Below are 14,771 nucleotides of genomic sequence, written 5' to 3'. Positions count from 1 at the left end.
GACCCCGTTGCGGCGCGGGTGCCCGCACGCTTCGTATGCTCAGCACATGACCGACACCGACCTCGGACCCGAGGACCGCAAGATCGTCACGCTGGCCCGCAGCGTCCGCGCCCGCAACGGAGTGCCGGAGGGCGCGGCCGTACGGGACGAGACGGGACGTACGTACGCGGCGGGCACCGTGGCCCTGGACTCGCTGAAGCTCAGTGCGCTGCGGACCGCCGTCGCGATGGCGGTGGCCGGCGGGGCCACATCCCTGGAGGCCGCCGCGATCGTCTCCGAGGCCGCCGTCCCCTCCGCCGAGGACCGGGCCGCGGTCCGTGACCTGGGCGGACCCGGCACTCCGGTGCTGCTCGCCGGGCCCGACGGGACGCTCCGGAGCACGGTCTCCGCGGGCTGAACCGCGACGGCGGCGCCCTGCTGTGCAACGGCGCCGCCGGGATCGGGGAGAATGGGCGCCATGAGCGCTCGACCGAACACAGAAGCTGCTGCGCAGCAGGCTGAGAACAACGCCCCCCACCGGGCCGGCTTCGCCTGCTTCGTGGGCCGCCCCAACGCGGGCAAGTCCACCCTCACGAACGCTCTGGTCGGTCAGAAGGTGGCGATCACCTCCAACCGCCCCCAGACCACCCGGCACACGGTGCGAGGCATCGTGCACCGTCCGGACGCGCAGCTGATCCTGGTGGACACGCCGGGACTCCACAAGCCGCGCACCCTTCTCGGGGAGCGGCTGAACGACGTCGTACGGACCACCTGGGCCGAGGTCGATGTCATCGGCTTCTGCCTGCCCGCCGACCAGAAGCTCGGCCCCGGCGACAAGTTCATCGTCAAGGAACTCGCCGGGATCAGGAAGACCCCGAAGATCGCGATCATCACCAAGACCGACCTGGTCGACTCCAAGACGCTCGCCGAGCAGCTGCTGGCCGTCTCCCGCCTCGGTGAGGAGCTCGGCTTCGAGTGGGCGGAGATCGTCCCGGTCTCCGCGGTCAAGGACCAGCAGGTGAGCCTGCTGGCCGATCTGATCGCCCCGCTGCTCCCCGAGAGCCCGCCGCTCTACCCGGAGGGCGACCTCACCGACGAGCCCGAGATGGTCATGGTCGCGGAGCTGATCCGCGAGGCCGCGCTCGAAGGCGTGCGGGACGAGCTGCCGCACTCCATCGCGGTCGTCGTCGAGGAGATGCTGCCCCGCGAGGACCGTCCGGCGGACAGGCCGCTGCTCGACATCCACGCGAACGTCTACATCGAGCGCCCCAGCCAGAAGGGCATCATCATCGGCCCTAAGGGCCAGCGGCTGAAGGACGTCGGCACGAAGTCCCGCAAGCACATCGAGGCGCTGCTGGGCACGCCGGTCTTCCTGGACCTGCATGTGAAGGTCGCCAAAGACTGGCAGCGCGACCCCAAGCAGCTGCGCAAGCTGGGGTTCTGAGCGGCAGTCCCGGGGCGTGGCACGCGTCCCGGCGTGCCGCGGCCCATCGGGACGCCGGGCGCGGGCTGTGCCGTGTGCGGGCCGGACGCCGGGCTACGCGCCCTCTTTCAGGACCCGGGAGATCAGTGCCCGCTGCGCATCGCTCAGCCGCGGGTCCGCGCAGTCGACGGTCCGGTCGCCGACCGTGATCCGGTACCGGAAGCCGTCCGGCACCCCCGTGGGCGGGCCGTCACGGCCGTCGGCGAGCACCGCCTCGGCCAGGGCCTCCCACTCCGCGGCGTCGGGCCGGCCCGAGGTGTCGACCTCGCCATGACGTGCGAGGCCGGCGAACCCGCCGGTCCGGCTCACCTGAATGCGCATGTGTACCGGCTCCTGCCTGAACCCGCCCGGACGGCCCGCTCGTACCCGGAGGGCCCGGCAGCCGCCGGACCCTCCTACCCGCTCATGCGGTCGGTACGCCCACCTCCGACCATGCCTTCAGTACGGCTTCCACCTCGTCGCCCTCGCCGAACCTGTTCCGGGCCGCCGCGATCGTCAGCCGGGCGAAGTCCGCGAAGTCCGCGTTCTGCGTGAGCTCGCCCCCGGTCAGGACGTCGAACCAGATCCCGCCTGCCCGCTCCCACGCGTTGCCGCCGAGCGCCATGGCCAGCAGGTAGAACGCACGGTTGGGGATGCCGGAGTTGAGGTGCACCCCGCCGTTGTCCTCGTCCGTCTCGATGTAGTCGTCCATCGACGCGGGCTGCGGGTCCTTGCCGAGCACGTCGTCGTCGTACGCCGTGCCCGGGGCCTTCATCGAGCGCAGCGCGACCCCGCTCACCCTGGGCGCGAGCAGTCCCGCGCCGATCAGCCAGTCGGCCTGCTCCGCGCTCTGGCCCAGCGAGTACTGCTTGACGAGCGAGCCGAACACGTCCGACACCGACTCGTTGAGCGCGCCCGACTGGCCTTCGTACGTGAGGTTCGCCGTGTACTGGGTCAGGCCGTGCGCCAGCTCGTGGGCGATCACGTCGATGGCGACCGTGAAGTCGAGGAAGATCTCCCCGTCCCCGTCCCCGAAGACCATCTGCTCGCCGTCGAAGAAGGCGTTGTTGTACTTCTCGTCGTAGTGCACGGAGCCGATCAGCGGCAGCCCCTTGCCGTCGATCGAGCTGCGGCCGTACTCCGTGAGCAGCAGCTCGAAGGTCGCGCCGAGTCCGGCGTACGCGCGGTTGACGCTGGCGTCGCGGGTGGCCTCCTCGCCCTCGTCGCGGACCTTGTGACCCGGCAGGTCCGTGCCGTGGCGGCAGTCGTACAGGGTGCGGTGGGGCCTGGTGGGGACGGGGTCCGCGGTGCGCGGGCGGTGGGGCGCCCAGGCCATCGCGGTCAGTTGCCGGTGGCGGCGCCGTGCCCCGTCGGCCTCCAGGGTGCGGCGGGCGGGACCGGCCAGGAGCGGGTCGTCCGCCTGGGACAGCTTGTCGAGGAGATGGGGCGGCACGATGGTGCAGAAGACGGGCTGGAACCCGTTGGTGCGAGGCTGCATGCAAATGACTGTGGCACTCCGTGACCGTGCTGTCACTGGTTGCGATCGCGATTGACGAAATAGAGTGATGAGTCACTGTTTTGCCCTCATCGAAGCGTGATCCCGCATACTGATACGGACCGACGCACCAGGCGCCCCTCGGTTAGTGTTGCCGCATCATGCGTTTCGGGCTGCTCCTTCTTAGCTGCCGCGGCGAGGGCCTGTAGTCGTAGGCCGGCTCCCTCCCCGCGGAGTTCGCTGTTGCAGCGACACAGTCGGCCGCCCCTGCTGGACCAAGAGGAGCCGTACGCCATGACTGCCGTAAATCCCGCCGAGAACGCCGCTGCCCCCGTGGGCGGACCCACCCCGGTCACCAACGCGACGCAGCTGCAGAAGCCTTCCGGGATGCCGGTCCACAAGTACCGCGGGTACGAGGCCGTGGACATCTCCGACCGCACCTGGCCGGACAACCGCATCACGCAGGCGCCCCGCTGGCTGTCCACGGACCTGCGCGACGGCAACCAGGCACTGATCGACCCGATGTCCCCGGTCCGCAAGCGCGAGATGTTCGACCTGCTCGTACGCATGGGCTACAAGGAGATCGAGGTCGGCTTCCCGTCCTCCGGCGAGACCGACTTCGCGTTCGTACGCTCCATCATCGAAGAGGGCGCGATCCCCGAGGACGTGACGATCTCCGTCCTGACGCAGGCCCGTGAGGAACTGATCGAGCGGACCGTCGAGTCGCTGGTCGGCGCGCGCCGCGCCACCGTGCACCTGTACAACGCCACCGCGCCCACCTTCCGTCGCGTGGTCTTCCGCGGCTCCAAGGAGCAGGTCAAGCAGATCGCCGTGGACGGCACGCGGCTGGTCATGGAGTACGCGGACAAGATCCTGGGTGACGACACGATCTTCGGCTACCAGTACAGCCCGGAGATCTTCACCGACACCGAGCTGGACTTCGCCCTGGAGGTCTGTGAGGCCGTCTGTGACGTCTGGCAGCCCGAGGAGGGCCGCGAGATCATCCTGAACCTGCCCGCCACGGTGGAGCGTTCGACGCCGTCCACGCACGCGGACCGGTTCGAGTGGATGTCCCGCAACCTGTCCCGCCGCGAGCACGTCTGCCTGTCCGTGCACCCGCACAACGACCGCGGCACCGCGGTCGCCGCGGCCGAGCTGGCCGTCATGGCCGGTGCCGACCGCATCGAGGGCTGCCTGTTCGGCCAGGGCGAGCGCACCGGCAACGTCGACCTGGTCACCCTGGGCATGAACCTCTTCTCGCAGGGCGTCGACCCGCAGATCGACTTCTCGCAGATCGACGAGATCCGCCGCACCAGCGAGTACTGCAACCAGATGGAGGTCCACCCGCGCCACCCCTACGCGGGCGACCTGGTCTACACGGCCTTCTCCGGCTCCCATCAGGACGCCATCAAGAAGGGCTTCGACGCCATGGAGGCCGACGCCGCCTCCCAGGGGAGGACCGTCGACGAGATCGAGTGGGCGGTGCCGTACCTGCCGATCGACCCGAAGGACGTCGGCCGTTCCTACGAGGCCGTCATCCGGGTCAACTCGCAGTCCGGCAAGGGCGGGATCGCCTACGTCCTGAAGAACGACCACAAGCTGGACCTGCCGCGCCGGATGCAGATCGAATTCTCCCGGATCATTCAGGCCAAGACCGACGCCGAGGGCGGCGAGGTCACGCCGGGCCAGATCTGGTCGACCTTCCAGGACGAGTACCTGCCGAACCCGGACAACGCCTGGGGGCGCGTGCAGATCCGCTCCGGCCAGACCATGACCGGTTCCGACGGCCGGGACACGATCACGGTCGAGGCCACCGTCGACGGCGCGGACACCCTGCTGACCGGTACGGGCAACGGTCCGATCTCCGCGTTCTTCGAAGCGCTGCAGGCCGTCGGCATCGACGCCCGTCTGCTGGACTACACCGAGCACACGATGAGCGAGGGCGCGAGCGCGCAGGCCGCCTCCTACATCGAGTGCGCGATCGACGGCAAGGTGCTGTGGGGCATCGGTATCGACGCCAACACCACGCGTGCCTCGCTCAAGGCGGTCGTCTCCGCGGTCAACCGCGCGCCCCGCTGACAGCAGCCTCCCGGCCCTGCGGACAAACGTCCGATAAGCCGTGAAGCCGTCCGGCCCGAGAGCCCCGTCCACCCGCCATGGGTGGGCGGGGTTCGGCCAACTCCGGGGGTTGTGACATCCGGGATGCTGACGCCACCTCGCGCATGTGGCTAACATCACGTCCGACACGGCAATGTTGCCGGGGCGTTACGGAGGTGTGCGACGTGCGGTCAGCCAAAGGACAACGCGCCACAAGACTGGGCATCTACGGCATCCGCACCGTCTGGGACACCGTCGGTGACGGTGAGTTCTTCTGCCCCGGATGCGGCGGCGACCGGAACTACCGCCGCCTCACCGGCCGCCACCGCTTCACCGTGATCGGCATGCCGCTGCTGCGGCGCGGCAGCGCGGGCCCCGTCGTCGAGTGCGCCGCCTGCCTGAGGCACTTCCCGACCGACGCCCTCGACCACCCCACCACCACCCGCTTCTCCGCGATGCTGCGGGAGGCCGTGCACACCGTCACGCTCGCCGTGCTCGCGGCGGGCGGCACCACCTCCCGTACGGTCCTGGAGGCCGCCGCGACCACCTTCCGCGACGCCGGGCTCGACGACTGCACGCAGGAGCAGCTGTTCACCATCGTGGAGGTGCTCGCCGCGGACACCGGGGCCGGTAACGGCCACGACCCCGCGGCCGAGGCCTGCGGAGCGGCCCTCGCCATCGAGCTGCACGAGGTGCTGAAGCCGCTGGCCCCGCATCTGGCGGTGGCCGGCCGCGAGGCGGTCCTGCTGCAGGGCGCCAGGATCGCGCTCGCCGACGGCCCGTACTGCCAGGCCGAACGCGAGGTGCTGACGACGGTGGGCGGCGCGCTCCAGCTGCGCCCCGCCGACACCGCCGCACTCCTCGCGGCGGCGGCGCGCACCCCTTCGTAGCCCCTCACCCCGCGCGTACGCCCCCGCGGCCCCGGCCTCCAGGCGTACGCCCTGTGTGACCCGTACGCCTCCGTGCGGCCGGGCGAGGGGAAAGGCCCGCGGCGTGCGGCTCCGGGCGGCACACCGGCCGCGGGGCCCCTTCCCGGGGCGACATGGAAGCCGCTCCGTGGCACTGTCGCGGTTTGTGGGCCACCAGGAACGAGGACCGCCGACGGGCGCCCGCCCCGGTGGGCGACAATGGGCGCATGAGCTTGTTCCGGGACGACGGCGTCGTGCTGCGTACGCAGAAGCTGGGCGAGGCCGACCGGATCATCACGATCCTGACCCGCGGCCACGGCCGGGTGCGCGCCGTCGCGCGCGGAGTGCGGCGCACCAAGTCCAAATTCGGGGCGCGGCTCGAACCCTTCTCCCACGTGGACGTGCAGTTCTTCGCACGCGGCAGCGAGCTCATCGGCCGCGGCCTCCCGCTGTGCACCCAGAGCGAGACGATCGCGCCGTACGGCAGGGGCATCGTCGCCGACTACGGCCGCTACACCGCCGGCACGGCGATGCTGGAGACCGCCGAGCGCTTCACCGACCACGAGGGCGAACCCGCGGTCCAGCAGTACCTGCTGCTCGTCGGCGGGCTGCGCACCCTCTCGCGCGCCGAACACGCGCCGAACCTCATCCTCGACGCGTTCCTGCTGCGTTCCCTCGCCGTCAACGGATACGCCCCCAGCTTCGACGACTGCGCCAAGTGCGGAATGCCCGGACCGAACCGGTTCTTCTCCGTCGCGGCGGGCGGCGTCATATGCGGCGACTGCCGGGTGCCCGGCAGCGTCGTACCCTCGGCGGAGGCCGTCGAACTGCTGAGCGCACTGCTCACCGGGGACTGGGAGACGGCGGACGCGTCCGAGGCGCGTCATGTCAGGGAGGGGAGCGGACTGGTGTCCGCCTATCTGCACTGGCATCTGGAGCGCGGCCTGCGCTCGCTGCGGTACGTCGAGAAGTGACACAGGGAGACGAGAGAAGCTCATGGCAGTACGCGGGATGCTCGGCGGACGTAACCGGCGTGAGTACAAGACCCCCGAGCCGCACCCCTCCGGCGCCACCCCGCCGAAGATCCCCGGCGAGCTGGTGCCCAAGCACGTGGCGGTCGTGATGGACGGCAACGGCCGCTGGGCCAAGGAGCGCGGCCTGCCGCGCACCGAGGGCCACAAGGTCGGCGAGGGCGTCGTCATGGACGTGCTCAAGGGCTGCATCGAGATGGGCGTCAAGAACCTCTCGCTGTACGCCTTCTCCACGGAGAACTGGAAGCGTTCTCCCGACGAGGTGAAGTTCCTGATGAACTTCAACCGGGACGTCATCCGCCGCCGCCGGGACGAGATGGACGAGCTCGGCATCCGGATCCGCTGGGTCGGCCGCATGCCGAAGCTGTGGAAGTCCGTCGTCCAGGAGCTCCAGGTCGCCCAGGAACAGACCAAGGACAACGACAGGATGACGCTGTACTTCTGCGTCAACTACGGCGGCCGGGCCGAGATCGCCGACGCGGCCCAGCGCATCGCGCAGGACGTCGCGGCCGGGAAGCTCGACCCGTCGAAGGTCAACGAGAAGACGTTCGCGAAGTACATCTACTACCCGGACATGCCGGACGTGGACCTCTTCGTACGCCCCAGCGGCGAGCAGCGCACGTCCAACTACCTGATCTGGCAGAGCGCGTACGCCGAGATGGTCTTCCAGGACGTCCTGTGGCCGGACTTCGACCGCCGGGACCTGTGGAGCGCCTGCCTGGAGTTCGCCCGGCGCGACCGCCGCTTCGGCGGTGCGGAGGAGAAGGCCGTGGAGAAGGCCGAGAAGGCCGCGGAGGCCGCAGGGAAGGCCTGACCCCTGCCACTTACGCCGATGGCCCCTCCCCGGGCGGGGAGGGGCCATCGGCGTAAGTGGGCAGGGGGATCAGCTCTCCGTGCCCGCGCACTCCGCGCAGGTCCCGAAGATCTCCACCGTGTGGGCCACGTTCACGTAGCCGTGCTGCGAGGCGATGGTCTCGGCCCACTGCTCCACGGCGGGACCCTCGACCTCGACCGCCTTGCCGCAGACCCGGCACACCAGATGGTGATGATGGTCGCCCGTCGAGCACCGCCGGTAGACCGCCTCACCGTCCGTCGTGCGCAGCACGTCGACCTCGCCCGCGTCGGCGAGGGACTGCAGGGTGCGGTAGACCGTCGTCAGCCCGACGGAATCGCCCCGGTGCTTCAGCACGTCGTGCAGGTCCTGGGCGCTGCGGAACTCGTCGACCTCGTCGAGCGCGGCGGCGACCGCCGCCCGCTGCCTGGTCGACCGGCCGCGTACCGGGGCCGCGTTCGTGCCACTGATCGGCGCCGTGGCCACAGGTGCCTCCTCGTGTCGCCCGTACGTATGTCGGGCCATTGTGCCAGCCCGTCCCGGCGGCACGGTCACACCCGCACGTCGTCCGTGGCCGGGCGAGCCGCCGGTACCTCCAGGGTGCACTCCTCGGGGTCCGCCACGCGTCCGCGTGCCCGCCTGCGCGCCAGCGGCGTGGCGAGCGCGGTCAGCGCGACGAACACGGCGATGGCCAGCAGCACGATCGTGGCGCCGGGTGGTACGTCCTGGTAGTACGAGGTCACGGTGCCGGCCAGGGTTACGGCGGTACCGATCACGACGGCCAGCACGAACGTCACCTTGAAGGACTTCGCGATCTGCTGCGCGGCGGCGACCGGAACCACCATCAGGGCGCTGACCAGCAGCAGACCGACCACCCGCATCGCGACGGTGACCGTGACCGCCGCCGTCACGGCGACCAGCAGGTTGAGCGCGCGCACCGGCAGCCCGGTGACCCTGGCGAACTCCTCGTCCAGGCTGACCGCGAACAGCTGCCGCCGCAGCGCCACCGTGACCAGCACCACGAAGGCCGCCAGCACGACGATCGCGGTGACGTCCTCCTCGGAGACCGTCGACAGCGAGCCGAAGAGGAACGACGTGAGGTTGGCGTTGGAGCCGGTGTCGGAGAGGTTGATCAGCATCACCCCGCCCGCCATGCCGCCGTAGAACAGCATGGCCAGCGCGATGTCGCCGCGGGTGCGCCCGTACCAGCGGATCAGCTCCATGACGACCGAGCCCGCCACGGCCACCAGGGTGGCCATCCAGACGGGGTTGGTGGACAGCAGGAAGCCGAGGCCGACCCCGGTCATCGCGATGTGCCCGATGCCGTCGCCCATCAGGGCCTGCCGGCGCTGGACCAGGTAGATGCCGATGGCGGGAGCGGTGATGCCGACCAGGACGGCCGCGATCAGGGCCCGCTGCATGAAGGGAGGTGTGAGGAATTCCATGATCAGGTCAGCAGTCCCGTCCGGACGGGCTCGGAGGCCGCGTGGGGGTGTACGTGGTCGTGGCCGGGCAGGGCGTGCTGGCCCAAGGCCTCCGGGGGCGGTCCGTCGTGCGTGACGCAGCCGTCGCGCAGCACGACCGCCCGGTCGATCAGCGGCTCCAGGGCACCGAGCTCGTGCAGGACGAGCAGCACCGTCGTACCCGCCGCGACCTGCTCGCGCAGGGTGTCGGCGAGGATCTCCTGGCTGGCCAGGTCGACCCCGGCCATCGGCTCGTCCATGATCAGCAGCTCGGGTTCGGCGGCGAGCGCGCGGGCGATCAGCACCCGCTGGTGCTGACCGCCGGACAGGGCGCTCACCGAGTCCTTGGCACGGTCGGAGAGACCGACGAGCTCGATCGCCCGGTCGACGGCCGCCCGGTCCGCCTTGCCCGGCAGCCGCAGCTTCGTACGGGACAGCCGCCCGGAGGCGACGACCTCGCGGATCGTGGCGGGAACACCGCCGGCCGCCGTGGTGCGCTGCGGTACGTAACCGACGCGGGCCCACTGACGGAAGCGGCGCAGCGGGGTGCCGAACAGTTCGACGGTGCCGGCGGTCAGCGGCACCTGGCCGATGACGGACCGCACGGCGGTGGACTTGCCGGATCCGTTGGCCCCGAGCAGGGCGGCCACCTCACCGCGGCCGACGGTGAGGCCGACGCCGCGCAGCACGGTGCGCGCACCGAGCGTGGCCGTGGCCCCGCGCATGCTGATCACGGGTTCGGGCGTACTGGGCTCGGGCACGAGCGCCTCCGATGCTGCTGCGACGGGTACGGGTGGTGCGAGGGTCACTTCGCGCCGAGAGCCTTCTCCAGCGCGGCCAGGTTGGACTCCATGACCTCGATGTAGTCAGCGCCGGCGGACTTGTCCGTGATTCCCTCCAGCGGGTCCAGGACGTCCGTCTTCAGTCCGAGGTCCTTGGCGAGGGTCTTGGCGGTCTTGTCGCTGGCGAGCGTCTCGAAGAACACGGTCGTGGCCTTGCTCTTCTCCGCGACGGCGTGGATCTCGTTGATACGGGCGGGACTGGGCTCGGCCTCGGGGTCGATGCCGGCGATGCCCTCCTGCGTGAGGCCGTAGCGCTCGGCGAGGTACCCGAAGGCGGAGTGCGTGGTGATGAAGGTCTTGGTCGTGGTGTCCTTCAGCCCGGTCTCGAACGCCGTGTTCAGCGCGTTCAGCTCGCCGACCAGGATATCCGTGTTCTTGCGGTAGTCCGCGGCGTGGTCGGGGTCGGCCTTCTCCAGGGACTTCCCGACGCCTTCGGCGACCTCGGCGTACTTCACCGGGTCCAGCCAGATGTGCGGGTCGGCGCCGGCCTCCTCGCCCTCGTGCTCCTCGCCCTCGTGCTCGCCCTCCTCGTGCCCGTGGTCGTGGCCGTCGACCTCGGTGCCGTGGTTCTCGAGCGTGGTGAGCTTCGCCGCGTCGACGGTGTTCTCGACGCCGGACTGGCCGACGGCGTCGTCGACGGCGGGCTGGATGCCCTTGAGGAACAGGATGAGGTCGGCCTCGGCCAGCCCACCGATCTGGCGCGGGGTGAGCTCCAGGTCGTGCGGCTCCACACCCGGCTTCGTCAGGGTGGTCACCGACACGTGCGATCCGCCGATCTCCTCGGCCAGGAACTGCATCGGGTAGAAGGACGCCACCACGTCCAGCTTGTCACCGCTCCCGCGGTCGGCCGCGTCGGAGGAGGAGCAGGCGGACAGCGCGGTGAGGCCGAGGGCGACTGCTCCGGCGACGGCGGCGGTGGGTATCAGGCGGCGTACGTTCATGACAGTCATTTTCAACAAAAGTGGAAACGATTGTCAACAAGGCTGATGAGATGCCCGGATCACACCGTGCGGGCCGTCGTACCCCCTGCCGATTTGATCCAGGGGGTGCGCCCGCCGGTAATCTGAGTCATTCGCCCGCAGCGTCGCCCGAGCACCACCCCCCGGCGAGGCGCTCCGCGCCGCCCCCTGTCCAATTTCACCGTCGCAATGAAGAGAGCACCGTGGCCGCCGACAAGATCGACACCATCGTCAGCCTGAGCAAGCGCCGTGGCTTCGTCTACCCCTGCAGTGAGATCTACGGTGGCCAGAAGGCCGCCTGGGACTACGGGCCGCTGGGCGTCGAGCTGAAGGAGAACCTCAAGCGCCAGTGGTGGCGCTACATGGTCACCTCGCGCGAGGACGTGGTCGGTCTCGACTCGTCGGTCATCCTTGCCCCCGAGGTCTGGGTCGCCTCCGGCCACGTCGCCACCTTCTCCGACCCGCTCACCGAGTGCACCTCCTGTCACAAGCGCTACCGCGCCGACCACCTGGAGGAGGCGTACGAGGAGAAGCACGGCAAGCCGCCGGTCAACGGCCTCGCCGACCTCAACTGCCCCAACTGCGGTAACAAGGGCACGTTCACCGAGCCCAAGCAGTTCTCCGGCCTTCTCTCCACCCACCTCGGCCCGACCCAGGACTCCGGCTCCGTCGCCTACCTGCGCCCCGAGACCGCCCAGGGCATCTTCACCAACTTCGGCCAGGTGCAGCAGACCTCGCGCAAGAAGCCGCCGTTCGGCATCGCGCAGATGGGCAAGTCCTTCCGGAACGAGATCACTCCGGGCAACTTCATCTTCCGCACGCGCGAGTTCGAGCAGATGGAGATGGAGTTCTTCGTCAAGCCGGGCGAGGACGAGCAGTGGCAGGAGTACTGGATGGAGCAGCGCTGGAACTGGTACACCGGCCTGGGCATGCGCGAGGAGAACATGCGGTGGTTCGAGCACCCGCAGGAGAAGCTCTCCCACTACTCCAAGCGCACCGCTGACATCGAGTACCGCTTCCGCTTCGGCGGCAGTGAGTGGGGCGAGCTGGAGGGTGTCGCCAACCGCACGGACTACGACCTCAAGGCCCACTCCAAGGCCTCGGGCACGGACCTGTCGTACTTCGACCAGGAGTCCGGCGAGCGCTGGACGCCGTACGTCATCGAGCCCGCGGCCGGTGTCGGCCGTTCGCTGCTGGCCTTCCTCCTCGACGCCTACAGCGAGGACGAGGCGCCCAACGCGAAGGGCGTCATGGAGAAGCGCGCCGTGATGCGTCTCGACCCGCGCCTGGCGCCGGTCAAGGTCGCGGTCCTGCCGCTGTCCCGCAATCCGCAGCTGTCACCCAAGGCCAAGGGCCTCGCGGCCGACCTGCGGCAGAACTGGAACATCGAGTTCGACGACGCCGGCGCCATCGGCCGCCGCTACCGCCGCCAGGACGAGATCGGTACGCCGTTCTGCGTCACGGTCGACTTCGACACCCTCGACGACAACGCGGTGACCGTGCGCGAGCGCGACACCATGAAGCAGGAGCGCGTCTCCCTGGACCAGATCCAGGGCTACCTCGGCTCCCGCCTGCTGGGCTGCTGACGGTACGCAGCTTCATAACGAAGCCCCCGGTTCCCGCGCAGGGAGCCGGGGGCTTCGTGCACACTGCTGGGCACACCCCTACAGGAGGCTCGGATGGCGTCCATGACCACGAGCAAGGTCAGCAGATGGGACCAGCACGGCCGCGAACACGTCGTCCAGGTACGGAAGTCGGGGATGCAGCGGCAGCTGACCTGCGACACCTGCGGATGGCGCAAGGGGGCACAGTTCCTGCCCTGGCTGAAGGCCGAGGAACACCTGGCCGAGGCCCACCAGGCGACGGTCGACCCGACCGCCTGAACCGGCACGGCGGCTCGGGTGGAAAATCGGGTGAGAGGTCCGTCGGGGCCGGGGTACCTTTTTCGGTATGTCTTCGTTCTTCCAGATCTACGAGTGAGCGTGCGACGGGCCGACCGCCCGTCGCCCATCGAATCGATCCCTGAGATCCCTGATCACTTCAGATCTCACTTCTCACCACGAATGGGAGAACCCCCGTGGCCAAGAGCCGCAACAACCTCCTCGGTGTGGGCGGACAGCGCAAGAAGCTGTTCCGCGCCGAGCAGCAGGGCGCGGGCCCCGCGCGCGACGCCGACCGCAGGACGGCGGCCGACAAGAAGCAGGAGCTGGTGCGCAAGATGCGCGAGCGCGCCGAGGGCTCAGGCTCCGCGCAGGCGGACGCCTCTTCGGACGCCTCCTCCGCCTCCTCCGGGCAGAACGGCACGGCGGCACAGAGCTGACGTACCTGTACGAAGGCGGGCCCGGATCACCACGGTGATCCGGGCCCACCCGCGTCTCCCCGGCCACCGCCTCCACCCGGCCGCACGGGACAGCACCACGGCCTGGGTCCAGGTCCCTCCGGCGTACGCGACAATGGATGGATGACCACGCTCGCCCCCGCCCTCCCGCTGCTCCGGATCGGCCCGCACACCGTGCGGCCGCCGGTGGTGCTCGCGCCCATGGCCGGCATCACCAACGCCCCGTTCCGCACCCTGTGCCGTGAGTTCTCCGGCGGCAAGGGACTGTTCGTCAGCGAGATGATCACCACGCGGGCGCTGGTCGAGCGCAACGAGAAGACCATGCAGCTCATCCACTTCGACGCGAGCGAGACCCCGCGCTCCATCCAGCTGTACGGAGTGGACCCGGCGACCGTCGGCAAGGCGGTCCGCATGATCGTCGACGAGGACCTCGCCGACCACATCGACCTGAACTTCGGCTGCCCGGTCCCCAAGGTCACCCGCAAGGGAGGCGGCTCGGCGCTCCCGTACAAGCGGCCGCTGCTCCGGGCGATCCTCCGTGAGGCCGTGGCGAGCGCGGGTGACCTCCCGGTCACCATCAAGATGCGCAAGGGCATCGACGACGACCACACCACCTACCTGGACGCGGGCCGTATCGCCGTCGAGGAAGGAATCACGGCCGTCGCCCTGCACGGCAGGACCACCGCCCAGCACTACGGCGGCACCGCCGACTGGGACGCCATCGCCCGCCTCAAGGAACACGTCCCCGAGATCCCCGTCCTGGGCAACGGCGACATCTGGTGCGCGGACGACGCGCTGCGGATGATGCGAGAGACCGGCTGCGACGGTGTGGTCGTGGGCCGCGGCTGCCTGGGGCGGCCCTGGCTCTTCGGCGACCTGGTCGCCGCCTTCGAGGGCACCGGGACGCGGCAGGCCCCGGCCCTGCGCGAGGTCGCGGACGTCATGCTGCGCCACGCGACGCTGCTGGGGGAGTGGATCGGCGACGAGAGCCGGGGCGTGATCGACTTCCGCAAGCACGTGGCCTGGTATCTCAAGGGCTTCGCCGTCGGCTCGGAGATGCGCAGGAAGCTCGCGGTCACCTCCTCCCTGGAGGAGCTGGGCGGACAGCTGCAGGAGCTGGACCTCGACCAGCCGTGGCCGGACGGCGCCGACGGCCCCCGCGGGCGCACCTCCGGCAACAACCGCGTGGCACTGCCGGACGGCTGGCTCAAGGACCCCTACGACTGCGCGGGCGTGGGCGCCGAGGCCGAGCTGGACACCTCGGGCGGCTGAAGCGCGCGCCGCCGTACAGGGCACAGGGTGCCCATCAAAGAGCCCGCTCATGTGAGCGGGCTTTTGCGTGAGATCTCGCGCGATTCGGAGCGG

General features: G+C 70.0%; 16 protein-coding genes. 10 read left to right on the top strand and 6 right to left on the bottom strand.

The genetic code is table 11. From position 1 onward, the window contains the following. Nucleotides 1-46: 46 nt before the first annotated feature. Together OG524_RS11675 and era are read left to right on the top strand one after the other, a co-directional pair. Nucleotides 47-397, top strand: a complete 351-nt coding sequence (locus tag OG524_RS11675; protein WP_405390911.1) for a cytidine deaminase — start codon at nt 47-49, stop codon at nt 395-397. Nucleotides 398-448: 51 nt separating this feature from the next. After that, nucleotides 449-1,423: a GTPase Era gene (gene era / locus OG524_RS11670; RefSeq protein WP_405390912.1), complete on the top strand. Its 975-nt coding sequence runs from the start codon at nt 449-451 to the stop codon at nt 1,421-1,423. A gap of 93 nt (nt 1,424-1,516) precedes the next feature. Here era and OG524_RS11665 read toward each other — a convergent pair whose 3' ends face one another. Then, nucleotides 1,517-1,783, bottom strand: a complete 267-nt coding sequence (locus tag OG524_RS11665) for a protealysin inhibitor emfourin (RefSeq protein ID WP_405390913.1) — start codon at nt 1,781-1,783, stop codon at nt 1,517-1,519. 82 nt (nt 1,784-1,865) lie between these two features. Continuing rightward, nucleotides 1,866-2,939, bottom strand: a complete 1,074-nt coding sequence (locus tag OG524_RS11660; protein WP_405390914.1) for a M4 family metallopeptidase — start codon at nt 2,937-2,939, stop codon at nt 1,866-1,868. Between the two features lie 291 nt (nt 2,940-3,230). Between OG524_RS11660 and leuA the strand changes: the two genes are divergently transcribed. From leuA to OG524_RS11640, 4 genes are all read left to right on the top strand, one after another. Beyond that, nucleotides 3,231-5,015 carry a 2-isopropylmalate synthase gene (gene leuA, locus OG524_RS11655; RefSeq protein WP_405810112.1) on the top strand — a complete coding sequence of 595 codons (1,785 nt, stop codon included), beginning with the start codon at nt 3,231-3,233 and terminating at the stop codon, nt 5,013-5,015. A gap of 203 nt (nt 5,016-5,218) precedes the next feature. Next, nucleotides 5,219-5,923, top strand: coding sequence for a TerB family tellurite resistance protein (locus OG524_RS11650; protein WP_405390916.1), 705 nt, complete (start codon nt 5,219-5,221; stop codon nt 5,921-5,923). A gap of 245 nt (nt 5,924-6,168) precedes the next feature. After that, on the top strand, nt 6,169-6,915 hold the full coding sequence (gene recO / locus OG524_RS11645) for a DNA repair protein RecO (protein WP_405390917.1): 747 nt from the start codon (nt 6,169-6,171) through the stop codon (nt 6,913-6,915). A 22-nt stretch (nt 6,916-6,937) separates the two neighbouring features. Next, a complete protein-coding gene (locus tag OG524_RS11640) occupies nt 6,938-7,786 on the top strand; it encodes an isoprenyl transferase (protein WP_405390918.1) in 849 nt (282 codons plus the stop codon). A 69-nt stretch (nt 7,787-7,855) separates the two neighbouring features. Here the strand turns inward: OG524_RS11640 and OG524_RS11635 are convergent, their stop codons facing one another. The 4 genes from OG524_RS11635 to OG524_RS11620 all read right to left on the bottom strand — a co-directional run bounded on the left by OG524_RS11635 (nt 7,856) and on the right by OG524_RS11620 (nt 11,050). After that, nucleotides 7,856-8,290, bottom strand: coding sequence for a Fur family transcriptional regulator (locus OG524_RS11635; protein ID WP_405390919.1), 435 nt, complete (start codon nt 8,288-8,290; stop codon nt 7,856-7,858). 65 nt (nt 8,291-8,355) lie between these two features. Then, nucleotides 8,356-9,249 carry a metal ABC transporter permease gene (locus OG524_RS11630; protein WP_405390920.1) on the bottom strand — a complete coding sequence of 298 codons (894 nt, stop codon included), beginning with the start codon at nt 9,247-9,249 and terminating at the stop codon, nt 8,356-8,358. Between the two features lie 2 nt (nt 9,250-9,251). Next, the gene (locus tag OG524_RS11625) at nt 9,252-9,992 is read right to left on the bottom strand and encodes a metal ABC transporter ATP-binding protein (RefSeq protein ID WP_405393233.1); all 741 of its coding nucleotides are present in this window, start codon (nt 9,990-9,992) and stop codon (nt 9,252-9,254) included. A gap of 80 nt (nt 9,993-10,072) precedes the next feature. Continuing rightward, complete coding sequence (locus OG524_RS11620; protein WP_405810106.1) at nt 10,073-11,050, bottom strand: metal ABC transporter substrate-binding protein; 978 nt, start codon at nt 11,048-11,050, stop codon at nt 10,073-10,075. Between the two features lie 221 nt (nt 11,051-11,271). On the opposite strand from OG524_RS11620, the gene OG524_RS11615 reads away from it, so the two are divergent. The 4 genes from OG524_RS11615 to dusB all read left to right on the top strand — a co-directional run bounded on the left by OG524_RS11615 (nt 11,272) and on the right by dusB (nt 14,678). Then, nucleotides 11,272-12,654: a glycine--tRNA ligase gene (locus tag OG524_RS11615; protein WP_405390922.1), complete on the top strand. Its 1,383-nt coding sequence runs from the start codon at nt 11,272-11,274 to the stop codon at nt 12,652-12,654. Nucleotides 12,655-12,747: 93 nt separating this feature from the next. Beyond that, complete coding sequence (locus tag OG524_RS11610) at nt 12,748-12,951, top strand: hypothetical protein (protein WP_405390923.1); 204 nt, start codon at nt 12,748-12,750, stop codon at nt 12,949-12,951. Between the two features lie 194 nt (nt 12,952-13,145). Beyond that, nucleotides 13,146-13,388, top strand: coding sequence for a DUF6243 family protein (locus OG524_RS11605; protein WP_405390924.1), 243 nt, complete (start codon nt 13,146-13,148; stop codon nt 13,386-13,388). Nucleotides 13,389-13,529: 141 nt separating this feature from the next. After that, entirely contained in the window at nt 13,530-14,678 is a 1,149-nt protein-coding gene (gene dusB / locus OG524_RS11600) for a tRNA dihydrouridine synthase DusB (RefSeq protein WP_405390925.1), read from the top strand. Nucleotides 14,679-14,771: the final 93 nt, after the last annotated feature.

This window comes from Streptomyces sp. NBC_01520, assembly GCF_045040375.1.
Classification (GTDB): Bacteria; Actinomycetota; Actinomycetes; order Streptomycetales; family Streptomycetaceae; genus Streptomyces.
This window is presented reverse-complemented; position numbering and strand designations above follow the sequence as displayed.